The 22,549-nt window shown below is 72.7% G+C and carries 18 protein-coding genes, 3 tRNA genes and 1 pseudogene; 14 read left to right on the top strand and 8 right to left on the bottom strand.

Annotation, left to right across the window (positions count from 1 at the left end; all coding sequences use genetic code 11):
- Nucleotides 1-43 precede the first annotated feature (43 nt).
- Together mptB and ACTSKS_RS01500 are read left to right on the top strand one after the other, a co-directional pair.
- The gene (mptB, locus tag ACTSKS_RS01495; RefSeq protein ID WP_223247532.1) at nucleotides 44-1,717 is read left to right on the top strand and encodes a polyprenol phosphomannose-dependent alpha 1,6 mannosyltransferase MptB; all 1,674 of its coding nucleotides are present in this window, start codon (nucleotides 44-46) and stop codon (nucleotides 1,715-1,717) included.
- Entirely contained in the window at nucleotides 1,714-3,099 is a 1,386-nt protein-coding gene (locus ACTSKS_RS01500) for a glycosyltransferase family 87 protein (RefSeq protein WP_036316843.1), read from the top strand. The genes mptB and ACTSKS_RS01500 overlap by 4 nt, the downstream gene beginning before the upstream one ends.
- A gap of 36 nt (nucleotides 3,100-3,135) precedes the next feature.
- On the opposite strand, the gene ACTSKS_RS01505 is transcribed toward ACTSKS_RS01500, so the two are convergent.
- Nucleotides 3,136-4,581 carry a DUF2079 domain-containing protein gene (locus ACTSKS_RS01505; RefSeq protein WP_061867776.1) on the bottom strand — a complete coding sequence of 482 codons (1,446 nt, stop codon included), beginning with the start codon at nucleotides 4,579-4,581 and terminating at the stop codon, nucleotides 3,136-3,138.
- Between the two features lie 115 nt (nucleotides 4,582-4,696).
- Nucleotides 4,697-4,770: transfer RNA gene (locus ACTSKS_RS01510), tRNA-Arg, on the bottom strand.
- 198 nt (nucleotides 4,771-4,968) lie between these two features.
- Between ACTSKS_RS01510 and ACTSKS_RS01515 the strand changes: the two genes are divergently transcribed.
- Both ACTSKS_RS01515 and ettA read left to right on the top strand, forming a co-directional pair.
- Nucleotides 4,969-5,520: a single-stranded DNA-binding protein gene (locus tag ACTSKS_RS01515; RefSeq protein WP_036381125.1), complete on the top strand. Its 552-nt coding sequence runs from the start codon at nucleotides 4,969-4,971 to the stop codon at nucleotides 5,518-5,520.
- A 98-nt stretch (nucleotides 5,521-5,618) separates the two neighbouring features.
- Nucleotides 5,619-7,301 (top strand): energy-dependent translational throttle protein EttA, encoded by a 1,683-nt coding sequence (gene ettA / locus ACTSKS_RS01520; protein ID WP_442927217.1) that lies wholly within the window; start codon nucleotides 5,619-5,621, stop codon nucleotides 7,299-7,301.
- A 186-nt stretch (nucleotides 7,302-7,487) separates the two neighbouring features.
- Here ettA and ACTSKS_RS01525 read toward each other — a convergent pair whose 3' ends face one another.
- Nucleotides 7,488-8,507: an acyl-CoA thioesterase gene (locus ACTSKS_RS01525; RefSeq protein ID WP_442927218.1), complete on the bottom strand. Its 1,020-nt coding sequence runs from the start codon at nucleotides 8,505-8,507 to the stop codon at nucleotides 7,488-7,490.
- Between the two features lie 77 nt (nucleotides 8,508-8,584).
- Here ACTSKS_RS01525 and ACTSKS_RS01530 point away from each other — a divergent pair, with 77 nt between their 5' ends.
- Nucleotides 8,585-9,295, top strand: coding sequence for a hypothetical protein (locus ACTSKS_RS01530; protein ID WP_250161886.1), 711 nt, complete (start codon nucleotides 8,585-8,587; stop codon nucleotides 9,293-9,295).
- A gap of 38 nt (nucleotides 9,296-9,333) precedes the next feature.
- On the opposite strand, the gene ACTSKS_RS01535 is transcribed toward ACTSKS_RS01530, so the two are convergent.
- The 4 genes and pseudogenes from ACTSKS_RS01535 to ACTSKS_RS01550 all read right to left on the bottom strand — a co-directional run bounded on the left by ACTSKS_RS01535 (nucleotide 9,334) and on the right by ACTSKS_RS01550 (nucleotide 14,046).
- Nucleotides 9,334-9,807 carry a globin gene (locus tag ACTSKS_RS01535; protein ID WP_250162097.1) on the bottom strand — a complete coding sequence of 158 codons (474 nt, stop codon included), beginning with the start codon at nucleotides 9,805-9,807 and terminating at the stop codon, nucleotides 9,334-9,336.
- A 168-nt stretch (nucleotides 9,808-9,975) separates the two neighbouring features.
- Nucleotides 9,976-10,407 (bottom strand): annotated as a pseudogene (locus ACTSKS_RS01540) (OsmC family protein); the annotation flags it as partial.
- Nucleotides 10,408-10,498: 91 nt separating this feature from the next.
- Nucleotides 10,499-13,120 (bottom strand): aminopeptidase N, encoded by a 2,622-nt coding sequence (gene pepN, locus ACTSKS_RS01545; protein ID WP_442927229.1) that lies wholly within the window; start codon nucleotides 13,118-13,120, stop codon nucleotides 10,499-10,501.
- Nucleotides 13,121-13,275: 155 nt separating this feature from the next.
- Nucleotides 13,276-14,046: an IclR family transcriptional regulator gene (locus tag ACTSKS_RS01550; RefSeq protein WP_250162096.1), complete on the bottom strand. Its 771-nt coding sequence runs from the start codon at nucleotides 14,044-14,046 to the stop codon at nucleotides 13,276-13,278.
- A 183-nt stretch (nucleotides 14,047-14,229) separates the two neighbouring features.
- Between ACTSKS_RS01550 and ACTSKS_RS01555 the strand changes: the two genes are divergently transcribed.
- From ACTSKS_RS01555 to ACTSKS_RS01570, 4 genes are all read left to right on the top strand, one after another.
- The gene (locus ACTSKS_RS01555; RefSeq protein ID WP_181816363.1) at nucleotides 14,230-15,084 is read left to right on the top strand and encodes an alpha/beta fold hydrolase; all 855 of its coding nucleotides are present in this window, start codon (nucleotides 14,230-14,232) and stop codon (nucleotides 15,082-15,084) included.
- Between the two features lie 14 nt (nucleotides 15,085-15,098).
- Complete coding sequence (locus ACTSKS_RS01560; RefSeq protein WP_442927219.1) at nucleotides 15,099-16,664, top strand: flavin-containing monooxygenase; 1,566 nt, start codon at nucleotides 15,099-15,101, stop codon at nucleotides 16,662-16,664.
- Nucleotides 16,665-16,751: 87 nt separating this feature from the next.
- Nucleotides 16,752-17,225, top strand: coding sequence for a ribose-5-phosphate isomerase (locus ACTSKS_RS01565; protein WP_119217347.1), 474 nt, complete (start codon nucleotides 16,752-16,754; stop codon nucleotides 17,223-17,225).
- Entirely contained in the window at nucleotides 17,226-18,137 is a 912-nt protein-coding gene (locus ACTSKS_RS01570) for an Fpg/Nei family DNA glycosylase (RefSeq protein WP_440314981.1), read from the top strand.
- 122 nt (nucleotides 18,138-18,259) lie between these two features.
- Here ACTSKS_RS01570 and ACTSKS_RS01575 read toward each other — a convergent pair.
- Nucleotides 18,260-18,330 (bottom strand) — tRNA-Gly (locus ACTSKS_RS01575).
- Nucleotides 18,331-18,409: 79 nt separating this feature from the next.
- Between ACTSKS_RS01575 and ACTSKS_RS01580 the strand changes: the two genes are divergently transcribed.
- The 5 genes from ACTSKS_RS01580 (at nucleotide 18,410) to ACTSKS_RS01600 (ending at nucleotide 22,453) form a co-directional block, all read left to right on the top strand.
- Nucleotides 18,410-19,300 (top strand): SDR family NAD(P)-dependent oxidoreductase, encoded by an 891-nt coding sequence (locus tag ACTSKS_RS01580; RefSeq protein ID WP_127435167.1) that lies wholly within the window; start codon nucleotides 18,410-18,412, stop codon nucleotides 19,298-19,300.
- An 83-nt stretch (nucleotides 19,301-19,383) separates the two neighbouring features.
- A tRNA-Pro gene (locus ACTSKS_RS01585) sits at nucleotides 19,384-19,457 on the top strand.
- Nucleotides 19,458-19,499: 42 nt separating this feature from the next.
- Nucleotides 19,500-20,864, top strand: a complete 1,365-nt coding sequence (tig, locus tag ACTSKS_RS01590) for a trigger factor (RefSeq protein ID WP_134417050.1) — start codon at nucleotides 19,500-19,502, stop codon at nucleotides 20,862-20,864.
- Between the two features lie 267 nt (nucleotides 20,865-21,131).
- On the top strand, nucleotides 21,132-21,746 hold the full coding sequence (locus ACTSKS_RS01595) for a ClpP family protease (RefSeq protein WP_152743804.1): 615 nt from the start codon (nucleotides 21,132-21,134) through the stop codon (nucleotides 21,744-21,746).
- A 41-nt stretch (nucleotides 21,747-21,787) separates the two neighbouring features.
- On the top strand, nucleotides 21,788-22,453 hold the full coding sequence (locus ACTSKS_RS01600) for an ATP-dependent Clp protease proteolytic subunit (RefSeq protein WP_002855988.1): 666 nt from the start codon (nucleotides 21,788-21,790) through the stop codon (nucleotides 22,451-22,453).
- Nucleotides 22,454-22,549: the final 96 nt, after the last annotated feature.

The following is a 22,549-nucleotide window of genomic DNA, read 5'->3' on the forward strand; positions in this document are numbered from 1 at the left end:
CGCCCCCGCGACGACCGGCGCCCGAGGGCCCCGTCCGAGCCGCGTGGCGGCGCAGCCCGAGCCGGAGGCGGCCGTCCGCCGGGGCACGTGGGCGTCCGTGCTCATCACGGTGGGCTCCTGGGGCGTGGGGTGGCTGCCGATGACGCCCGACTCGGTGTTCTCCGGCACCACCCTGCTCAACCCGCTGCGGGTCTACCTTCCCGGCGTGCTGCTCAGCACCGTGCTGCTGGCCGCCGGCTCGCTGCTCCTCGTCCGATCCTGGCTCGAGCTGGGGCGCGCGCTGCGGGGCCGCTGGGAGGAGCACGGCCGCCTGGTGGCCCGGGCCGCCTGGTGGTGGTCCGCCCCGCTGATGCTCGCGCTGCCGATCTTCTCCCGCGATGTGTTCTCCTACCTCCAGCAGGGCCGGCTCCTCGCGTCGGGTCTCGACCCGTATTCCCAGGGCGTGTCCGCCCTGCCCGGCTGGTTCATGCAGGGAGCGGACTCCATCTGGGCCGAGTCCCCGTCCCCCTACGGGCCGCTGTTCCTGCTGTTCGCCGAGACGACGTGGCGGGCCACGGGCGGCAACATCGAGCTCTCCGTCACGGCGTTCCGGCTCCTGGCGCTCGCGGGCCTGGCGCTGTGCCTGTGGGCGGTGCCGCGGCTGGCCGCCGTCGCGGGCCGATGCGGGGTGTGGGCCACGTGGGTGGCCGTGGCGAACCCACTGTTCCTGCTCTACATGATCGCCGGCGCCCACAACGACGCGCTGATGTCGGGGCTGATGCTCGCGGGCATCCTGCTCATGGTCCGCCCGCCCCGCCGCCGCGTGCATGCGCTGTGGGGGATCGTGCTGATCGCCCTGTCCGTTGCGATCAAGCCCCTGACAGCTTTGGTGCTGCCCTTCGTGGCCCTGCTCCTGCCCACCGGCTGGGCCCGGTTCCGCGCGGCCGATCCGCGCCTGCGCCGGCGGGACCGGCTCGGCCCGTGGTTCACGACGGCGGTGATCTCCCTGGCCGTCCTCACGATCCTCGGCGCCGGCTCCGGCCTCTGGTTCGGCTGGGTCCCGGCCATGCTCACGAGCGGGGACGCGGCGTTCCCGTATGCCCCCGTGGGCCTGCTCGGCCTGCTGCTCGGCGCGGTCGTCGAAGCCGTGACGCCCCTGGGGGCGCGCGACGTGGCCGCGGCCTTCTACACCGCGATGACGGTGTCGGCCCTCGGCTTCACGGCCTGGCTGGCCCTGCGCCGCCGGCCCCTGGACCCGGTGTTCAGCGCGGCGGCCGTGCTCGTGGTGGCCGTCGCCACCGCCCCGATCGTCCAGCCGTGGTACCTGCTCTGGGTCCTGCCGCTGCTGGCGTGCGCCCTCCGCCCGCTGCCGTGGGGCGCCGACCATCCCCGCTGGCTCGGGTGGGTCACCGCGCTCGCGGTCCTGTTGCTCACCGGCGTCGGCGTGGTGGACCAGCTCTCCGTGGCGCAGTGGCTGCCGGTCCTGGCCGTCCGCGTGTTCACCCTGGTCCTGATGCTCGCGGGGATCGGATGGATCATCCACCGCGATCCCGTCACCGCGCCCCTGTTCCCCGGGCGGCGGCGTCCTCCCCTGGAGGTGGTCGAGCCGCGGGCCGCGGCGGCGTCGCCGACGCCTCCGGAGGCGGGCGTGCCGCCGGACGCGCCGCCCGACGGGCCGCCGTCGACCGCCGCGCACCCCGCCTCCTCGTCCACCCGCATCCCCCAGGAGAGACCGTGACCTCCCACCCCCGCAGTCCCGCCCCGTCCCGTCCGAGCGGCCGCTGGGTCGGCCTGCTCGTCGGCCTGACCGTGGTGGCCGCCGCCGTCGGCGTGCTGACCAAGCAGTGGTGCCGCGTGAACGGCTGGGCGGCCCCCGGCGTGCACGCGCACATGTGCTATTCGGACTTCGCCCAGCTGTTCCCCACGCGGGGCCTCTCGGACGGCCACTTCCCCTTCTACACGCCGCTGCCGCCCGAGCAGTGGATGGAGTACCCGGCGTTGCTGGCCGTGGTCGCGGGTGTGACCATGTGGCTCGTGCCCGCCTCCGGCGACCTGCACGAGCGCACCGTGACCTACTTCGACGTGAACGCGATCGGCGTGGTGCTGTGCTGGATCGTGCTGGTCGTCGCGACCGCGTACACCGCGCGCGGTCGCTCCCGGGACGCCCTGCTCGTGGCCCTGGCCCCGGGGATCATCCTGACCTCGATGCTCAACTGGGACCTGTGGGCCGTGATGCTGGCCGCCCTGGCCCTGTGGGCGTGGACGGCGGGCCGTCCGACCCTCGCCGGCCTGCTCATCGGGCTCGGCACCGCCACGAAGCTCTACCCGCTGTTCTTCTTCGGCGCGATCTTCGTGCTGGCGCTGCGCACGGGCCGCTGGGCCGGGTTCGTGAAGGCGGCCCTGGCCGGGGCCGCGGCCTGGCTCGCGGTGAACCTCCCGTTCATGCTGACGGCGTTCGACCAGTGGTCGCGCTTCTACACGTTCTCGGGGGACCGCGCGGTCTCCTTCTCCTCGACCTGGCTGGCGCTGGCCTGGACAGGATGGTCCGGGGAGACGTTCACGACGCTTCAGAACGGCCTGTTCCTGGTGTGCTGCGTGGGGATCGCCTACCTCGCCCTCGCGGCGCGGCACCGTCCGCGCATGGCCCAGCTGTGCTTCCTGATCGTGGCGTCCTTCATCCTGTGGGGGAAGGTGTACTCGCCGCAGTTCGTGATGTGGCTGATCCCGCTCGTGGTCCTCGCGACGCCGCGGTGGCGCGCGTTCTGGATCTGGCAGGCCGTGGAGGTCTACCACTGGGGCGGGGTGTGGATGGAGTCGGCGCGCATCACCTCCGACGGGGCGTTCGCCGGCGGCGCCTGGTGGATCACCGCCTGGTATGCCTCGGGGATCGTGGCGCACATCGTCGCCCTCGTGTGGCTCATGACCACGGTGGTCAAGGACATCCTGGACCCCGTCCGCGACCCGGTGCGCCGCACCGCACTCGACCAGGGGGCCCCCGAGATCGCCCCGGGGGTGGCCGAGGACCCGCACGCCGGCGTCTTCACCGGTGCCCGTGACCGACTGCTCCTGCCCCCGGCCGGACTCGGCCTGCAGCCACTCGGCGAGTCCGCGGGCCGCTGACGGCGGAGCGGGTCCGCCGGCGCCGTGGGGTTCCGCTCAGCGGTGCTCGAGGTACGTCGTGCAGGTGGGCGAGACCGCGCGGTCCGGGTGGTGCAGGACGACGACGTCGCCCGCGGACCAGACCCGCTCGAAGCCGAGCCGCTCGGCGCGGGCCAGCGCCTGCTCCGGGGTGAGGGGGTCCCAGCCGCCGAGCTCGGGCACCGAGGTGTCCACGATCATCCACGTGGCCAGCTCGTCGCCGATGTCCCCGTGCAGCCCGACGTGGGTGCGGGCCGTCAGGTGCGGCACGGCGTTGTCGGCGGCCTCGACGCACACCCCGTCCGGGATCAGCCCGACCGCGTGGTCGAGGTCGCGGGCGTGCTGCGTCATCGTCATGTCGCCGGCGATCGTGCGGTGCAGCGGGTACACCTGCGGGAAGAACGCGGTGCCGATCAGACCGGCGGCCAGTGCCGCGGAGACGAGGACGGCGGGCAGCCGGCGCAGCGTGTCCCGGCGTCCGGCCAGCCGGTGGGCCGCCTCGAGCGCGGCCATGAGCAGCAGCGGGGCGAGGATCGCGTCGTACTGGTACACGGGGGCCCACACGTTGAGGCGGTCGTTGAACAGCCGCGAGAGCAGGATCGGCAGGGCCATCAGCGTGAGCGGGCTCAGGACCGGCAGGAACAGCAGCGGGACGAAGTGCAGGAGCCAGAGGGCCACCTTCAGCGGGTGGTCGAACAGCACCGCGACGGCGTTCCACGGCTGGGTCAGCAGGAACAGGACCGAACTGCGCATGTCCGGGCCCAGGGCGGTGAACTGCCAGTAGCCGAACGCGCCGGTGGGGGAGTAGTGGGGGATCACCACGGACGTGGCGAACCAGTAGCCGAGCACGCCCAGCACGGCGGTGACCGCGGCCTGCGGCCAGAAGCGACGGATCGCCATCACCAGGGCCACGGCCAGCAGGGTCACGCCCATGTCCTCTCGGACCGTGAGCAGCAGCGCCGCCAGGCCGGTGGCGAGCCACGCCCGCTGCCCGTCCAGGGCCCACACGAGCCAGGCGAGGATCGGCACGCCGAGGGTGACCTCGTGGAAGTCCCAGTTCACCATCGCCTGGAAGGGCCAGGAGAGCAGCAGGGCGGCGACGGCGGCCAGGGCCACCCCGTGTCCCGCGCGACGACGGGCGAACAGGTACACCGGCACGGCGGACGCGGCGAGGGCCAGCGCCATGACCACGCCGAGCATGCGGGGGTCCGGCCATACCCAGTAGAAGGGCGCCAGCAGCGCGAGGATCGGGTGGAAGTGGTCGCCGAGGATGTGGAAGTCCACGCCCTTGACGGAGCTGAGGGGGGCGTTGAACAGCGCGTACTGCCGCACCACCTGGTCGAAGATGCCCAGGTCGTAGCCCTTGGCCTCGTAGGTGGCGTACCGGAGGAAGGAGTGCGTCACGTACAGGGCCGCGGCCGCGACGAGCAGGGCGGCCAGCTGGACGCCCTCGCGACGGGTCACACGGACCTCGGGGACGGCGGGTCGCGGGGCGCGGAGCCAGGAGCGCAGACGGTCCAGGACGGTCTCCTTCGGGCGGTCGTCGGGCGTGCTCGGACGGCTCCGCCCCTGGTCTGGGTGCCCCAGGAGGGATTCGAACCCCCGACCGGCGGATTAGAAGGCCGCTGCTCTGTCCAGCTGAGCTACTGGGGCTGGGCCGTGTCAGTCTAACGGCCGCCGGCCGCGGCGCCGTCGGCTCCTGCACAGTCGCCCGGGGACCTCCGCGCGTCCCCAGACCGGCCCCGATCCTGCCGGGGTGCCCCGCGGTGGGGTTGTCTGGCCATGGCGGATCAGCCGATGCGCCGACGACTCGCCCCGGCGCCCACCGGGGCCCAGCCCAGGAGGCACACCATGCAGGACCTCATCACCGTGCGCGGCTTCGTGGCCACGGACCCCGCCACCCGCCACACCGCATCGGGGGCCGCCGTGACCGGCTTCCGCCTGGCCACCACCGAGCGGCGCTTCGACCGCGAGACCGCCGAGTGGGTGGACGCCCACACCAACTGGTACAGCATCTCGGCGTTCGGCCAGCTCGGCTCGAACACCGCCCAGTCCGTGAAGAAGGGCAACCCCGTGATCGTCACCGGTCGACTCCGGGTCCGCGACTGGTCCTCGGGCGAGCGCTCCGGCACGTCCGTGGACGTGGTGGCGGACGCCGTCGGGCTGGACCTGGGCTTCGGCTCGGCGGCGTTCCAGCGCAGCCAGCGCGCGGCCGTGCCGCGCCCCGAGTCGGCCCCGCGCGACGACGACGCGTCGGGCGGGCGGGCCGGCGCGGTCGGCGACGGGTTCAGCGCGGGCCTGCCGGACGGGTTCCAGGGTGGCGACGCCCCGGCCTCGCCCGGCCCGGACGAGTCGGACGCGGGCGCCCCCGGGCGCGAGCCGGCGGCGGCCGGCGTCGCCTGACCACGGGGCGGCACGGAGCACGGAGGGGGAGCGGGCTCGGTGGTCGCGGGATCGGCACGATGAGTGGAATCCCGCGGCCACCGACTAGCCTGGGCCGCATGGCGGAATTCATCTACACGATGGTCAAGGCCCGCAAGAAGGTGGGCGACAAACTGATCCTGGACGACGTCACCATGTCGTTCTACCCCGGGGCGAAGATCGGCATGGTCGGCCCCAACGGCGCCGGCAAGTCGACGATCCTGAAGATCATGGCCGGGCTGGACGAGCCCTCGAACGGCGAGGCGCGGCTCTCTCCCGGCTACTCGGTGGGCATCCTGATGCAGGAGCCCAAGCTGGACGAGTCCAAGACGGTGCTCGAGAACGTCCAGGAGGGCGTCGGCGAGATCTACGGCAAGATCCAGCGCTACAACCAGATCTCCGAGGAGATGGCGAACCCGGACGCGGACTTCGACGCCCTCATGGGGGAGATGGGCGAGCTGCAGTCCGCCATCGACGCCGCGGACGCGTGGGACATCGACTCCCAGCTCGAGCAGGCGATGGACGCCCTGCGCACGCCCCCGGGGGACGAGCCGGTCACGAACCTCTCCGGCGGCGAGAAGCGGCGCGTCGCACTGTGCAAGCTGCTGCTGGAGAAGCCCGACCTGCTCCTGCTCGACGAGCCCACCAACCACCTGGACGCCGAGTCCGTGCTGTGGCTCGAGCAGCACCTGGCCTCCTACCCGGGCGCCGTCATCGCCGTCACCCACGACCGGTACTTCCTCGACCACGTCGCGGAGTGGATCGCGGAGGTCGACCGCGGCCGCCTCTACCCGTACGAGGGCAACTACTCCACCTACCTGGAGACCAAGCGTGCCCGCCTCGAGGTGCAGGGCAAGAAGGACGCCAAGCTCGCCAAGCGCCTGGCCGAGGAGCTCGACTGGGTCCGCTCCAACACGCAGGGCCGTCAGGCGAAGTCCAAGGCCCGCCTGGCCCGCTACGAGGAGATGGCGGCCGAGGCCGAGAAGACCCGCAAGCTGGACTTCGAGGAGATCCAGATCCCGCCGGGCCCGCGGCTGGGCACCGTCGTGATCGAGGCCAAGGACCTGAAGAAGGGCTTCGGGGACCGCGTCCTCATCGACGGCCTGTCCTTCTCCCTGCCCCGCAACGGCATCGTCGGCGTGATCGGCCCGAACGGCGTCGGCAAGACCACCCTGTTCAAGACCATCGTCGGCCTCGAGCCCCTGGACGGCGGTGAGCTGAAGATCGGCGAGACCGTGAAGATCTCGTACGTGGACCAGTCTCGCTCCAACATCGACCCCGAGAAGTCGCTGTGGGAGGTCGTCTCGGACGGCCTGGACTACATCAAGGTCGGCAACGTCGAGATGCCCTCGCGCGCCTACGTGTCCGCGTTCGGCTTCAAGGGCCCGGACCAGCAGAAGAAGGCCGGCGTGCTCTCCGGCGGTGAGCGCAACCGCCTGAACCTGGCCCTGACCCTCAAGGAGGGCGGCAACCTGCTGCTCCTCGACGAGCCCACCAACGACCTCGACGTGGAGACCCTGACCTCCCTCGAGAACGCGCTGCTCGAGTTCCCGGGCTGCGCCGTCGTCGTCTCGCACGACCGCTGGTTCCTGGACCGCGTGGCCACCCACATGCTGGCCTACGAGGGCACCGCGGAGGACCCGGCCAACTGGTACTGGTACGAGGGCAACTTCGAGTCCTACGAGGCCAACAAGGTCGATCGGCTCGGCCCCGAGGCCGCCCGCCCGCACCGGATGACGCACCGCAAGCTCACGCGCGACTGAGCCGACGCGCCCCCGGGCGCCGCGCCGACGACGGCCCGCCGCGATCACGTGATCGCGACGGGCCGTCGTCGTGCCGGGACGAGTGCACATCGGCCGCCATGAACGGCCCGCGCGCGGCGCGGACGTCGAGCCGCCTCACCCGTGGCAGGGCCCGATCGGCAGCCTCACCCCCGTGGAACCGCCGGGTCAGCGCCGCCAGCTGCGGCGCAGCACCGTCCGCATGGCCATGCGCTGGGCCGCGCCACGAACCCGCGCCCGCCGGGCGGCGGCCCCCTCGGGCAGGCGGACCATGCCCTCCTGGGCGACCGTGGCCACGAGCGTCCCGTCCTCGGTGAACACGGCGCCCGTGCCGAGGCCGCGCGCGCCCTGGGCGCTGGGGGAGTCTTGGACGTAGAGCAGCCACTGGTCGACGCGGGCGGGCCGGTGGAACCACATCGCGTGGTCGAGGGAGGCCGCGGACATGCCGGGCTGGATCCAGGCCACGCCGTGCTGCCGCAGGATCGGCTCGAGGAGCGTGTAGTCCGAGGCGTAGGTGAGCGCCGCCAGGTGCAGCGCGGGGTCGTCCGCCAGGGGCGTGAAGGTCTTCATCCACACCATGTTGCGGTTCTCGGTCTCCGCGGCCGGGTCCACATAGATGGCCGGGGTGACGTGGCGGATGTCGAACGGTCGGGACCAGGCCCACTCCTGGGCCACGGGGTGGTTGATGCCGCCCAGCACGTCCGCCGTCGTGGGCAGGTCCTCGGGCCGGGGCACTCCCTCCGGCATGGCCACCTGGTGGTCCAGCGCGCTGCCGGCGGGCTCCTGGAAGGAGCAGGTCAGGGCGAGGATGGCCTTCTCGTTCTGGGAGGCCAGCACCCGGCGGACGGAGAAGGAGCGGCCGTCCCGCAGCGTCTCGACGGTGAACGTGATGGGCTGCAGCGCGTCCCCGGGGCGGATGAAGTAGCCGTGGAGCGAGTGGGCGGGGCGGGCGGCCGGCACCGTGCGGGAGGCGGCCGCCAGCGCCTGGGCGAGCACCTGGCCGCCGAACACCCGGCCGTTCGTCTGGCGGGGGGTCGTGCCCGTGAAGCGGACCTGACCCGTCACCGGGTCCGGCGCGGCCGGCGTCAGCTCCAGGATCCCGCGCAGCACGTCGGTGGGGTCCTTCGGGGCCGAGGCCGGGCGGGCCGGTGCGCGACCGGGGCGGGGACGGGGATGGCGCTGCGGCACGAACGGCTCCTTCGACGTGGATGGACCCCGCGACGGCGGGGCGGCCCGGGACGCGACGGACCTGGGACAATGCTTGCATGACCGAGCACTCCGCCGCCGCACCAGTCCTCCGCTTCGTCGACGACCGCGCTGTGCGGGACCTCGAGCAGCTGGCCACCCGCGCCCGTCGCGTCGCCGACACGGGGATGCGCCTGCACGTCGTGCCTGCGGCGGGGCGCTCCCGCACCCCGATGCTCGCCCAGTGGGTCTCCGTGCTGCAGCCGGCCGGGCTCGGAGACGGGGTGCCCGTCGTCCTGGGGCTGCGCACCGTGCCCCTGGCGACCGCCGACGGCGTGGCGGACCTGGACGCCGTCGTCGCCCTGGGATCCGTCACCGAGCGGACCGCCCGGATGCGCGGCCAGGACCCCGTCGACCTGGCGTTCGCCGTGCCGCCGGGCCGCGAGCACGTCACCTGGACCGCGCTGACCCCGCCGCGCGGCGGCTGGACGCCCGTGGCCGAGGTCGCCGACGAGGAGCTGGCCGAGGTGGCCACGCGCGGCGCGGACGCCGTGCGGGACGCCCTGCCCGAGAACCCGGGGGAGGCGCTGGTCCGCAGGGTCCGGGCGCAGATGTGGGGGCCCCTGCTCGGGGGCGAGGCGCTGCAGTTCCCGGCGGGCATGGCCTTCGGCGCGCACGCGCTGGGCTTCCTGCGGCCCGGCGGCCGCGCCCGGCTCAGCACGGCGGGGCCGTGGACGCGCCTGGACACCCCCGGCGGCTTCGTGCTGGGCCGCCCCGCCATGGCGGTGTGAGCGCGCGCCCCCATGTCGGGGCGCGGCCCGCGGGCCGGTCAGGCCGAGTTCTGCAGGGAGTGGGCGGCCCGCTCCAGGTAGTCCCAGAGTTCGGCCTCGTGCAGCGGTGACAGCTCCAGCGTGTCGACGGCGGCGCGCATATGCCGCAGCCAGGCGTCGCGCGCGGCCGGATCGATCCGGTACGGGGCGTGTCGCATGCGCAGGCGGGGGTGGCCGCGCTCCTCGGAGTACGTCCGCGGTCCGCCCCAGTACTGCTCCAGGAACATGAGCAGCCGGCGCTGGGCGCCCTCGAAGTCGTCCTGCGGATACATCGGGGCGAGGATCTCGTCCTCGCGCACGCGGGCGTAGAACTCGGCGGTCAGCCGGTCGAAGGTCGGGCGGCCGCCGACGGCGGCGTAGAAGCTGGTGGCCTGACCGGGCGCGGCCGGGGTCCCCGGGGTTGCACCGGCGGGGCCCGCCGCGGCGTCGCGGGCGCGCACCTGCTCCACCGGGGCGGGGGTGCCCTCCTGCATCACCGGCTCGACCTCGGTGGGCCGCTCCGCCAGGCCCGTCACCCGGGACGGGCCCTTGGCGACGCGCGGCCGCAGCACCGCCAGGGGGGCGCCCAGGCGCGCGGAGTGGTCAGGCAGCGTCGGCGTGCCGGTGGGCACGGCCTCGGGGCGGACCGGCTCGATGGTGACCGGGGCCGAGAGCGAGTTCGCGATGAAGCACAGCCGGTGCGCCTCGGCGTGGAGGGCCTCGGCCCGCTCCCGGTCGGCCTCGTCCTGCAGCGTGACCTCGGGCCGCAGCGTGATCGCGATGAACCGCCCGGCGCCGTCGCCGTCCACCTCGAGCTCGCCCTCGACCCCGCACGTCATCCCCGTGACCACGACCCCGGAGGTCGCCGCGACGTGCAGGTAGGAGAGCACGTGACACTCGGCGAGCGCGCCGAGCAGGAGGGTCTCCGGGTTCCACTTCGAGTCGTCGCCGCGGAAGGGGCGGGCGGCCGAGGCCTGGATCTCGCCGACGGCGGCGTCCTGGATCACCACGGAGCGGTCGTAGTCGCGGACGCCGGAGGTGCCCGAGCCGCGGTCGCCCGTCCACTCGGTGCGCAGGGAGAAGGTGTGCTTCATGGGTTCCAGCCTAGCCAGCCCGCGCCTCGACGGCGGCGGGGGCGGTGCTGGAGGGCATCTTCCGTGGAATGCCCACCAGCCCCCGCCCGGTTCAGGCCCCGGCGTGGACCTGACGCACGTGCGTCGTCGCGTGCTCGCGCGCGGCCAGGGCGCGGACCGTCTCGTCCCGGCCCTCGGCGAGGACGCGGGACAGCCCCGCGCGGGTGTCGGCCAGCCGCTCGGACAGGGCGGTGGCGCGGTCGGCGATCTCCGGGGTGACCTGGGCGGTCGGGTAGCCCAGCGTCGCGGCGGTCTCGGCCATCTCGTGAGAACGGGAGTCCCACATCGCCTCGACGCCCTCGAAGTAGGCGTCCGCGAAGGGCGCGATCAGCGCGGCGTCGTGGGCCCGGGCGAACCCGATCAGGGCCTGGCGCTGCTCCGTGTTGGACAGCTCGCCGGCCATCACCCGGTCCCAGGCCGCGCGCTTGGCCTCGGCCGTCGGCACGGCGGCCCGGGCCTGGATCGCGGCGAGCGCGCCCGTGGCGGTCGCGTCGGCGCGCTCGGCCTCGGCGATCTCGGCCTCCCCGGCGCGGCCGGCCGCCACCAGCGCGGTGAGCAGCTCCCAGCGCAGGTCCGTGGTGAGGTCCAGCCCGGGCACGGTGCAGGTGCCGTCGACGAGGGCGGCCAGGCGGTCCAGCTGCGCCGTGGTGCGGGCGTGCAGGGCGAACGCCTTGACGAACTGCAGCTGGTTGTCCGAGCCGTCCTCGGCCTCCGCGACGAGGCCCCACAGACGGTCGGCCGCCGCGACCCGTACGGCCTCGGCCTGGTCCTCGGGCAGGTACAGGCCGATCGCCGTCGCGAGCTGGCGCAGCAGCGTCTGCACCACGGACGAGTCCCGCTCGTGGCCGACGTTGGCGAGGACGAGGTCGACGAACCAGGCGGCGGAGGCCTCACCGTCGCGCACGGTGTCCCAGGCCGCCCCCCACAGCAGCGTGCGCGCCAGGGAGCCGTCCACATCCTTCAGACGGGTGGACGCGGCCTCCCACGAGGCGTCGTCGAGGCGCAGCTTGGCGTAGGCCAGGTCGTCGTCGTTGGGCAGGATCACGGCGGGACGACGGCGGCCGGCGGCCTCGGCGACCTCGGTCACCTCCCCGGCCACGTCGAGCTCGAAGCGCTCGGTGCGGGTCAGGCGGCCCGTGGCCTCGTCCACGTCGTAGAAGCCCACGGCCAGGCGGTGGGGGCGGAGCACGTCGTCGCCGGGCGCCGACGGCGAGCCGTCCGGGGCGCTCTGGCGCAGGCGCAGCGCGGTGATGGTGCCGGCCTCATCCGTCTCCACCTCCGTGCGCAGCGTGTTCACGCCCGAGGTCTCGAGCCACAGGCGGGTCCACTCGGACAGGTCTCGGCCGGACGCGGCCTCGAGCTCGGACATGAGGTCCGGCAGCTCGGTGTTGCCCCACGCGTGCTGGGCGATGTACGCGCGGACGCCGGCCATGAAGTTCTCCTGGCCCACCCAGGCCACGAGCTGGCGGAGCACGGAGGCGCCCTTGGCGTAGGTGATGCCGTCGAAGTTGACGAGCACGTCGTCGAGGTCGCGGATCCGGGCCTTGATGGGGTGCGTGGAGGAGAGCTGGTCCTGGCGGTAGGCCCAGTTCTTCTCCATGGAGGAGAAGGTGGTCCAGGCGCCGGTGTACTGCGTGTTCTCGGCGGCGGCGAGCGTGGACATGAACTCGGCGAAGGACTCGTTGAGCCACAGGTCGTTCCACCAGCGCATGGTGACCAGGTCGCCGAACCACATGTGGGCGAGCTCGTGGAGGATCGTGATGGCGCGGCGCTCGATCAGCGCCTCCGGCACGGTCCCGCGGAAGACGTACGACTCGAGGAAGGTCACGCAGCCGGCGTTCTCCATGGCGCCGGCGTTGAACTCGGGCACGAACAGCTGGTCGTACTTCTCGAACGGGTAGGCGTGGCCGTACTGGGCCTCGAAGAACTCGAAGCCCTGGCGGGTGAGCTCGAAGACGTTCTCCGCGTCCAGGTGCTCCACCAGCGACGCGCGGCAGTAGACGCCGAGGGGGATCGTGCGGCCGTCGGCGCTGGTCAGCTCCGAGTGCACGGAGGCGTACGGGCCGGCGACGAGCGCGGTGATGTAGGAGGAGATGCGCGGGGTGGGGGTGAACTCCCAGACCGCGGCGTCCACGCCCTGCGGGTTCTCCTCGTTCGCCACGACGCCAAGGGTGCGGCGGGAGGCCTCCGGCTGGTTGGACACCACGGCCCAGTGCGCCGGCGCGGTCACCGTGAAGCGGAAGGCGGCCTTGAGGTCGGGCTGCTCGAACACCGCGAACATGCGGCGGGAGTCCGGCACCTCGAACTGGGTGTAGAGGTAGACCTCCTGGTCCACGGGGTCCACGAACCGGTGCAGGCCCTCGCCGGTGTTGCTGTAGTCCCCGAGCCCGTCGACCACGAGGGTGTTCTGCGCCGCCAGCGGGCCGATCCGCAGTCGGGCGCCGTCGAAGTCCGCCACGTCCAGCGCCTCGCCGTTGAGGGTCACCGTGGGAGCCTGCTCCGCCACGAAGTCGATCCACGTGTGGGTGCCCACCGCGTCCTGCGTGGCCGCGAACGTCACGGTGGTGGCCGTGTGGAAGTGCTCCGCTCCGCGGGTGAGGTCCAGGCTCACTTCGTACGCGTCCACGGTGAGGGCGGCCGCGCGCGCGGCGGCCTCTTCGCGGGTGATGTTCATGGCGGCGGCGGTGGTCACGGTCGGACTCCTCCTGGGGTCGGGTGGATGCGGCACGGCCGGGCGCCTGTGATGGGGGCCATGGCACGGTGCTCCCCAGTGTGCCACCTGGCCCGGGCGTCGTGGACGGCCGCGTCAGGGCGGGCCGGCCGGCGTGCTCAGCCCCCGATCTCGGCCAGTCGGGTCGCCGCCGCACGCAGCACCTCAGCCACCTCGGGCACGCGTGCCGGTGGCATCCGCTGCTCGGCCGCCGAGGCCGTGAGGGACACCTGGGGGATGCTTCCCATCCGCGCCGGGACGCCACAGGCGACTCCGGCCACCCCGGGCACGACCGGCACACCGCCGCACCACCCCTGCTCGTCCATCTGACGCAGCAGGGTGTCCAGCAGGTCGTGCAGGGCCCCGTCATCCGTCAGGTTCCAGCGGCGGGGAGGCCGGGCGACGACCGCGTCCACCTCCGCTCGCCGGCGCTCGGGCGGCAGGGCGGCCAGGAGCGCGATGCCGGCGTACCCGGCGGCAAGCCTCTTGACCTCGCCGACCTCCACGGTGAAGACGCGCACGGGGGAGTCGCCGTCGCATCGCAGGAGGTAGGCCACTCCGCCCGCAGCCCGTGCCGCCAGGTAGACCGTGTCCCCCAGCTCGTCCGCGGCGGCCTGGACCACGGCCCGGCTGGCCTCGCGTTCGATCAGGCACCGCGGCGTCACCGGTTCGAACCCGACCGGGCCCCACCGATCACCGAGCGCATAGGCGGCCCCGCGCCGGGTCACGGCACCCTGCTCCGCCAGGTCGGCCAGCAGTCGATGGGCGGTGGGCTGGGGCAGACCCGTCCGCTGGACGAGCTGGCTCAGCCGCAGGCCGGCGGGTCCGGCCTCGTGCAGCAGGCGCATCACGAGGGCGGCACGGGGCAGGACGCCGGTGGGTGGGGTCATAGGGGTCACCGGTCCATCGTGCCGCAGCTCCGGCGTCGGAGCCAGTTCCATCTGATGGACTAAATGACTGACGCGCCTGCTTGCATTCTGAGAAATACACGCGCCATGATGGGGAATGTAGGGCGCGTCACATCGCAGGTGTCGGGCCCCATAGTCCACATATCGGTTTCAAGAAGGAGCCCCATGCCACTGACCGCATCGACCGTCACGCGCACCGTCAGCGTGGACGGTGCCTCCGTCACCTGCCACGACTCGGTGACACCCGGGGAGCTCGACCGGCCTCTCGTGCTGGTCCACGGCACGGGTGGGACGACCGCCTCGCACTTCGGCCACCTGTTCCCGATGATGGCCACGCGGACGCGCGTCATCGCCGTCGACTGGGCACCGCCGGCCGACCCCGCCGCGGACCTGACCGTCGACCTGCTGGTCGGCCAGGTGCGGGCCGCCGTCGACGAGCTCCTCGGCCCCGACGCCGCGTTCGACCTGCTGGGCTACTCGCTCGGCGCCGTCGTGGCCGGGCAGCTGGCCGCCGACCTCGGTCGCCGTGTGGAGAACCTCGTGCTCGTGGCCGGCTGGGCGACGACGGATGTCCACCAGCGCCTGCGCAACGAGGTCTGGCGGCACCTGTACGCCACGAGCCCTGATGCCCTGGCCCGTTACACGGCCTTCTGCGGCCTGTCCCCGCTGGCCCTGCGCTCCCTGACCCCGGCCATGCTCGACGGGGCGCTCGCCTCCCTGACCGCGGACGAGTTCACCGCCCGGCAGATGGACCTGAACGCCCGCGTGGACGTCGCCGACCGTCTCTCCGCCGTCACCGCGCGGACACTGATCGTCTCCTGTGCCGAGGACATCATGGTCCCGCCCCATCACCAGTACGAGCTGCTCGGCATCATCGACGACGCGCGGCTGACGACCATGACGAGCGGCCACGCCTTCTTCCTCGAGCGCCCGGCCGAACTCATGCAGATCGTCGACCTGCACCTGCGCGAGCCCGACCGCCATCCGGCCGGCGCGATCATCCCCGAGACCCACGCCTGAGAGAGGGGCCAGCCATGACCACCACCACGACCACCACCACCGACGTGCGCCCCGCACCGCGCGACGAGTCCGCCGAGATCCTCATCATCGGCTCCGGATTCGCCGGCCTCGGCATGGGCGCCCAGCTGCGGCGTCACGGCCGCGAGGACTTCCTCATCCTGGACCGTGCCCAGCAGGTCGGCGGGACCTGGAGGGACAACACCTACCCGGGCGCCGCGTGCGACGTCCCGAGCCACCTCTACAGCTTCTCCTTCGCGCCGAACCCGCAGTGGTCGGGCTTCTACACACCGGGCCCGGAGATCCAGGACTACCTCGTGCGCTTCTCCGAGGACGAAGGCCTCACCCCGCACCTGCGTCTCGGGGCGGACATGCTCGAAGCGCACTGGGACCCCGAGACGGAGCGGTGGACGGTGCGGACTCCGCGCGGGGCCTACACGGGACGCTGGCTGATCACGGGCACCGGGCACCTCGCCGACCCCCGCCTGCCGGACGTTCCCGGTCTCGACGCCTTCGAGGGCGAGGTCATCCACTCCGCCCGCTGGGACCACACGGTGGACCTGACGGGCAAGCGTGTCGCCGTCGTCGGCACCGGCGCCTCCGCGATCCAGGTCATCCCCGAGCTGGCGGCGACGGCGGCCGAGCTCGTCGTCTTCCAGCGCACCCCCGCGTGGGTCACCCCCCGTGTGGTCAAGCCGTACTCCGCGGCCGTGCGGCGCATGTTCGAGCGCGCCCCGCACACCATGCAGCGCGAGCGCGACGACATCTTCTGGTTCGCCGAGTCGAGCTATGCCCAGCGCCGCGGTGTGCCGACCGCGCTGGACCATGTCCGGTCGCAGGCCCTCGGGCACCTGGCCGCCGCGGTCTCGGACCCCGAGCTCCGTGAGCGCCTCACGCCGCGGTACCTGCCGGGCTGCAAGCGTGTGCTCGTCTCCAACGACTACTACCCGGCCATGGCCCGGGACAACGTCACTTTGGAGGACAGCGCGCTGGACCGCGTCGAGGGGAGCCGGCTGTTCGGCGTGAGCGGTCAGGGGTACGAGGTCGACGTCGTCGTCCTCTGCACCGGCTTCGAGGCGGCCCAGCCGCCGTTCGCCGACCGCGTCCACGACGGTGAGGGCCGTTCCCTGGCCGATCACTGGAGCAGCGGCATGGCGGCGTTCGACTCCACGGCCGTGGCGGGATTCCCGAATCTGTTCGCCATCAACGGGCCGAACACCTCGCTGGGGCACAACTCGATCGTCTACATCATCGAGTCGCAGATCGCGTACATCGTGGAGGCCCTGGACCGGGCGGAGCACGAGGGAATCCGGACGATGGTCCCCGAGGCACTCGCCCAGGAGGAGTACGTGGACCGTCTCCAGGAGCGGGCCGCCACCTCGGTGTGGCTCGTGGACGGCGGCTGCCACTCCTGGTACGTGGACCCCCGCTCTGGCAAGTTGACGCTGATCTGGCCCGACTACGCCTACGACTTCCGCGCCCGCAACGGCCACTTCACCGGGGAGGGCTTCCTCTCCTCGGCGAGCGAGGATCCCGAGCCCATGCCGGTGCGCGAGCCCAAGCGATCGGTCGCGCTGATCTGAGCCGGCCCGCCCCGGGAACAGGAGGCCGGGTGGGGTCGTCCGTAGACTGACCCCACCCGACCGTCGTCCTTCTGGAGGAGTCTGCGCATGCGCGTCCACATCGCCACCGACCACGCCGGCATGGAGCTGTCCGCCCACCTGGTGGAGCACCTCACCGCCGCCGGCTACGAGATGGTGGACCACGGACCCACCGAGTACGACCCGCAGGACGACTACCCGGGCTTCTGCATCAACGCCGCCCGCGCCGTCGTCGCCGACCGCGAGCAGGGACTCGACTCGCTCGGCATCGTGCTGGGCGGCTCCGGCAACGGCGAGCAGATCGCCGCCAACAAGGTGGTCGGCGTCCGCGCCGCCCTGGCCTGGAACCTGGACACGGCGCGGCTGGCCCGCCAGCACAACGACGCGAACGTCGTGGCCGTCGGCGGTCGGCAGCACTCGCTCGAGGAGGCCACCGAGCTCATCGAGGCCTTCCTGACCGAACCGTTCTCCCAGGACGAGCGCCACGTGCGCCGCATCGCGAAGATCGCGCACTACGAGACCACCGGAGAGGTGCTGATGTGAGTGCCTGAGGGCCACTCCGTCCACCGTCTCGCGCGCCAGTTCACCGACGTCTTCGGCGGACGCCGGATCCGCGCCACGAGTCCGCAGGGCCGCTTCGCCGAGGGGGCCGCCCTGCTCGACGGCCAGGTCCTCGAGCGCGCCCGGGCCCACGGCAAGCACTTCTTCGCCGACGTCTCCGGCGGCCACGTGCTCCACGTGCACCTGGGCATGTACGGGGCGTGGACCTTCGGCGGGGATCAGGACTTCGCGGCCGCGTCCTCGATCGGCGCACCCCGCCGGATCGGCGAGCGGGAGGTCCACGACGACGGCGCCCCGGCCGCCGAGCCCGACCGCGACGCCGACGGCTGGGTCCAGCCCCCGCCGCCGGCCTCCACGGTCCGGCTGCGACTGCGCGCCGAGCACGGCTGGGCCGACCTGATCGGCGCGAGCCGGTGCCGCGCACTCACCCGGGCCGAGGCTGCCGATGTCGTCGCCGGTCTCGGCCCGGATCCGCTCAACGACGACGATCCCGCGCCGTTCTACGACCTCGCCCGGCGGACACGGCGGCCGATCGGCGTCGTGCTGATGGACCAGGCGGCCGTCAGCGGGATCGGCAACATCTTCCGGGCCGAGGCCCTGTTCCGCGCCGGCATCGACCCGTGGCGGCCGGCCCGGGAGGTCTCTGCACCGGACCTGGCATTCCTCTGGGCGGACAACGCCGCGCTCATGCGGGAGGGCGTGCGGCTCGGGCGGATCGTCACCACGCGGCCGGAGCACCGGCCGGGGATCCCCGCCGAAGCGGCCTGGCCCGAGCACGCGAACTACGTGTACCAGCGGCAGGGCCTGGCCTGCCTCGTGTGCGGGCGCGAGACGATCGTGGTGGAGGAGATGGCGGCCCGGAAGCTCTACCGCTGCCTCACCTGTCAGAGCTGAGAGGCCTGTAGTAGGCCCGACCGGGCACAGCGGTCAAGGCACCGGCGCGGACGACGACCCACCCGAAAAAGTCATGAGCCGGGCCATCGTGTGCACACGATGACCCGGCTCATGAGGTCCGGAGGGGATGACGGGAATCGAACCCGCGTAGCCAGTTTGGAAGACTGGGGCTCTACCATTGAGCTACATCCCCGCGGGGCCGCGCTCGGCGCGGACCAGCGGCTGACACCGTATCACGGCGGGCCCGCGTCGGCCGTGGGGGAAGAGGCACGATGCACGGCTCCCGTCCCGCCCTCCGCAGGGCCGCGTCCGCCCTCGCCGGCCGTCATCCCCTGTCTCTGCGCGGCGCGACCGTCCTCGTGACGGGCGGCGCGTCCGGCATCGGCCGACTGATCGCCCTGGGGGCAGCCCACCGCGGCGCGGGCCGCGTGGTCGTCTGGGACCTCGACCTGCAGGGGGTTGAGGCCGTCGCCGCCGAGATCCGGTCTCAGGGCGCGGACGCCCGGGCCGAGCGCGTGGACGTGACGGATGCGGCCACCGTCGAGGCCGCCGCCGCCGGCGCCGGAGAGGTGGACGTCGCCGTGAACAACGCGGGCGTCGTGACAGGCGCGCCCCTCGAGGACGCCACGGAGGAGGGCATCCGCCGCACCTTCGAGGTGAACGCACTCGCGCCGTACTGGCTGACCCGGGCGGTCCTGCCCGGAATGCGGGCCCGGGACCGCGGGGCCGTGGTCACGGTGGCCTCGGCCGCGGGGTTGGTCGGCGTCGCACGTCAGACGGACTATTCCGCCACCAAGCACGCCGCGGTCGGCTTCGCCGAGTCCCTCGCCGCGGAGCTGCGCAAGGACGGCAGCCGCGTCACCTCCCTGGCCGTCTGCCCCTTCTACGTCGACACGGGGATGTTCGCGGGCGTGCGCAGCCGGGTGCCCTGGCTGCTGCCCGTGTTGGATCCGCACCACGTGGCGCAGGAGGTGTTGGACGCCGTCGAGGCCGGCCGCACGCGTCTGCTGCTGCCGCGCGCCGTCGGCCTGATCGCCCCCCTGCGCGCCCTGCCGGCGCCCGTCTTCGACCGCGCGATGGACGTCCTCGGGGTCAACGCCACGATGGACGGCTTCACGGGCCGGCGGTCGCGGCTTTTCGCGGGGCGCGAGACGGCGCGCTAGGATTCCACAGTCTGCCCTCGGGCAGTCCCTCGGGTGTCCGGCGAGCCTCCACCGCGTGAGCCCGCCGGCGTCGGGGACGACGGCGGGGTGTAGCTCAGCTTGGTAGAGCGCGCGCTTTGGGAGCGTGAGGCCGCAGGTTCAAATCCTGTCACCCCGACTCGACGTCAAGACCATCCACCACCACCAACAGGAGTCATCCGTGGTCAAGTCCACCGCAGAGAACCTCAGCCCGACCCGCGTCAAGCTGACCGTCGAGGTGCCGTTCGAGGAGGTGAAGCCCGCCCTGGACAAGGCGTTCAAGGACATCGCCAACCAGGTGCAGATCCCGGGCTTCCGCCAGGGCAAGATCCCGGCGCGTCTGATCGAGCAGCGCTTCGGCCGCGAGGTCGTCGTGGACCAGGCCGTCAACGAGGGTCTGAACACCTGGTTCTCCGCCGCCATCGCCGAGGCTGAGCTCACCCCGATCTCCCGCCCCGAGGTCGACGTGACCGCCACCCCGGACGCGGAGAACGCCGAGGGCCCGGTGGTCTTCACCGCCGAGTTCGACGTGCGCCCGACCATCGAGCTGCCCGACTACAAGGGCCTCAAGGTGACGGTGGAGCCCGCCCAGGCCACCGAGGAGGACGAGCAGAAGGCCCTCGACGCCCTGCGCTCGCGCTTCGGCTCCCTCAAGGACGTGGACCGCCCGGCCGCCCAGGACGACTTCGTCACGATGAACCTGACCGCCACGGTCGACGGCGAGCAGGTCGACCAGGCCGAGGGCCTGTCCTACCAGGTGGGCGCCGGCACCATGCTCGAGGGCATCGACGAGGCCCTCGACGGCCTGTCCGCCGGCGAGGACGCCACCTTCGAGACCACGCTCAACGGCGGCGAGCATGACGGCGAGACCGCCGTGGTCAAGCTGGAGCTGACGGCCGTCAAGGAGCGCGAGCTGCCCGAGGCCGACGACGAGTTCGCTCAGCTGGCCTCCGAGTTCGACACCATCGCCGAGCTCAAGGAGGACCTGAAGAAGCAGGCCGCCGAGGAGGCCGTGAGCCGCCAGGGCGTCGAGGCCCGCGACAAGGTCCTCGAGGAGCTGGCCAAGCTCGTCGAGGTCCCGGTGCCGGACGGCGTCATCGCCGAGCAGGTCGAGCAGCACTTCTCCGCCGGCGGCCACACCGCGGGCGACGACCACGACACCGCCGAGCACCGTGCCGAGCTCGAGCAGAACACCCGCGAGGCGTTCGCCAACGAGATCATCCTGGACGAGGTCGCCGAGGCCGAGGAGGTCACGGTCGACCAGGGTGAGCTGATCGAGTACATCATCGCCACCTCCTCCGAGTACGGCATGGACCCGAACCAGTTCGCCATGATGCTCGACCAGGGCGGGCAGATCCCGATGATCATGGGCGAGGTCCGCCGCCGCAAGGCCCTGGCCAAGGTCCTCGAGTACGCCGAGGTCACCGACACCGACGGCAAGGCCGTGGACCTCACGGCGTTCGTGACCCCGGGCGGCCAGGAGGCCCTCGACGCTGAGGCCGAGGCGACCGAGGCAGAGGGCGCCGAGGCGGCCGAGCAGGCCTGATCCCGGCCGGTGGGGGCGCACCCCCGCCGAGCCACGACGACGGCGCCCCCGCCCACGCCGGCGGGGGCGCCGTCGTCGTCCCGAGGTCACGGTGGGCGGCCCCGGGCAGGGCCCGCGACAACCTGCGCCAACAGCGAAACGCCGACGGCGTCCCGCGCGCTGGCCCGGACGCCCGGCTAGTGTCGGACTCGATCAGGGACCCGTCCGTCCGCGCGAGCGGCCGCCGTTCGGGGGGCCCGTGGACATCTCGACAGGAAGGCGGAAGTGATGACCGACATCACCCCCAGCATGCGTTCGGTGGACCCGGCGCAGCGCGAGGATTTCCTCTACACCCAGCTGCTGAAGTCGCGCATCGTCTGGCTGGGCGAGGACGTCCGTGACGACAACGCCAACGCGATCTGCTCCCAGCTGCTCCTGCTCTCGGCCGAGGACACGGAGAAGGACATCTACCTGTACATCAACTCCCCGGGCGGCTCCGTCACCGCGGGCATGGCGATCTACGACACGATGCAGTACATCCCCAACGACGTCGTGACGGTGGCCACCGGCCTCGCCGCGTCCATGGGCCAGTTCCTGCTCGCCTCGGGCACCAAGGGCAAGCGCTACGCCACCCCCCACGCCCGCGTGCTGATGCACCAGCCCTCCGGCGGCATCGGCGGCACCGAGTCGGACATCCGCATCCAGGCCCAGCTGATCCTGCACATGAAGCAGGTGATGGCGGAGCTGACCGCCGAGCAGACCGGCCAGTCCGTGGAGACCATCCTCGAGGACAACGCGCGTGACAAGTGGTTCACCGCGCAGGAGGCCCTCGAGTACGGCTTCATCGACCACATCGCCGACCGTGCCGCGTCCGTGACCGGCGGCGGCGGCGTCCGGGGCTGAGCCCGGCCCGGACCGTCCCGACCCTCTCCAGGAGACCAAGAATGACCCAGTTCCCCGCCGGGCTCCCCACCGGGATGCCCTCCCTGCCCACGCCGGACGCGCGCTACATCCTCCCGCAGTTCGAGGAGCGCACCCCCTACGGCTTCAAGCGTCAGGACCCCTACGCCAAGCTCTTCGAGGACCGCATCGTCTTCCTCGGCGCGCAGGTGGACGACGCGTCGGCCGACGACGTGATGGCCCAGCTGCTCGTGCTCGAGGCGATGGACTCCGAGCGTGACATCACCCTGTACATCAACTCGCCGGGCGGCTCGTTCACGGCCATGACGGCGATCTACGACACCATGCAGTTCATCCGGCCCGAGGTGCAGACCGTGTGCCTGGGCCAGGCCGCCTCCGCCGCGGCCGTGCTGCTGGCCGCGGGCGCCCCCGGCAAGCGTCTGGCGCTGCCCAACGCGCGCGTGCTGATCCACCAGCCGGCGATGCAGGGCGACCGCGGCACCGCCACGGACCTGGAGATCCACGCCCAGGAGATCAACCGGATGCGCGTGTGGATGGAGGAGACGCTGGCCTCCCTCACCAACCGCACGCCCGAGGAGGTCTCGCAGGACATCGACCGGGACAAGTTCCTCTCGGCCGAGCAGGCCCTCGAGTACGGCCTTGTGGACGAGGTCCTCGCCTCCCGCAAGATCACCCGCCCGTCCGCCTGACCGACGACGCCCGCCGAGGGGTCCGGCCGCGCGGCCGGACCCCTCGACGCCGACCGGGGACCCGGTCCCTTAACGTGTCCGTCCACGGCCGTATGC

Source organism: Micrococcus sp. TCR-5 (assembly GCF_052220525.1).
In the GTDB taxonomy this organism is placed as follows: domain Bacteria; phylum Actinomycetota; class Actinomycetes; order Actinomycetales; family Micrococcaceae; genus Micrococcus; species Micrococcus luteus.

What these genes read in the sequence shown, in the direction of transcription:
- ACTSKS_RS01515 (WP_036381125.1), top strand. Translation starts at nt 4,969, where the DNA reads ATGCAGGACCTCATCACCGTGCGCGGCTTCGTGGCCACGGACCCCGCC.
- ettA (WP_442927217.1), top strand. Translation starts at nt 5,619, where the DNA reads ATGGCGGAATTCATCTACACGATGGTCAAGGCCCGCAAGAAGGTGGGC.
- ACTSKS_RS01530 (WP_250161886.1), top strand. Translation starts at nt 8,585, where the DNA reads ATGACCGAGCACTCCGCCGCCGCACCAGTCCTCCGCTTCGTCGACGAC.
- ACTSKS_RS01535 (WP_250162097.1), bottom strand. Translation starts at nt 9,807, where the DNA reads ATGCAGGAGGGCACCCCCGCCCCGGTGGAGCAGGTGCGCGCCCGCGAC.
- pepN (WP_442927229.1), bottom strand. Translation starts at nt 13,120, where the DNA reads ATGAACATCACCCGCGAAGAGGCCGCCGCGCGCGCGGCCGCCCTCACC.
- ACTSKS_RS01550 (WP_250162096.1), bottom strand. Translation starts at nt 14,046, where the DNA reads ATGACCCCACCCACCGGCGTCCTGCCCCGTGCCGCCCTCGTGATGCGC.
- ACTSKS_RS01555 (WP_181816363.1), top strand. Translation starts at nt 14,230, where the DNA reads ATGCCACTGACCGCATCGACCGTCACGCGCACCGTCAGCGTGGACGGT.
- ACTSKS_RS01560 (WP_442927219.1), top strand. Translation starts at nt 15,099, where the DNA reads ATGACCACCACCACGACCACCACCACCGACGTGCGCCCCGCACCGCGC.
- ACTSKS_RS01565 (WP_119217347.1), top strand. Translation starts at nt 16,752, where the DNA reads ATGCGCGTCCACATCGCCACCGACCACGCCGGCATGGAGCTGTCCGCC.
- ACTSKS_RS01580 (WP_127435167.1), top strand. Translation starts at nt 18,410, where the DNA reads ATGCACGGCTCCCGTCCCGCCCTCCGCAGGGCCGCGTCCGCCCTCGCC.
- ACTSKS_RS01595 (WP_152743804.1), top strand. Translation starts at nt 21,132, where the DNA reads ATGACCGACATCACCCCCAGCATGCGTTCGGTGGACCCGGCGCAGCGC.
- ACTSKS_RS01600 (WP_002855988.1), top strand. Translation starts at nt 21,788, where the DNA reads ATGACCCAGTTCCCCGCCGGGCTCCCCACCGGGATGCCCTCCCTGCCC.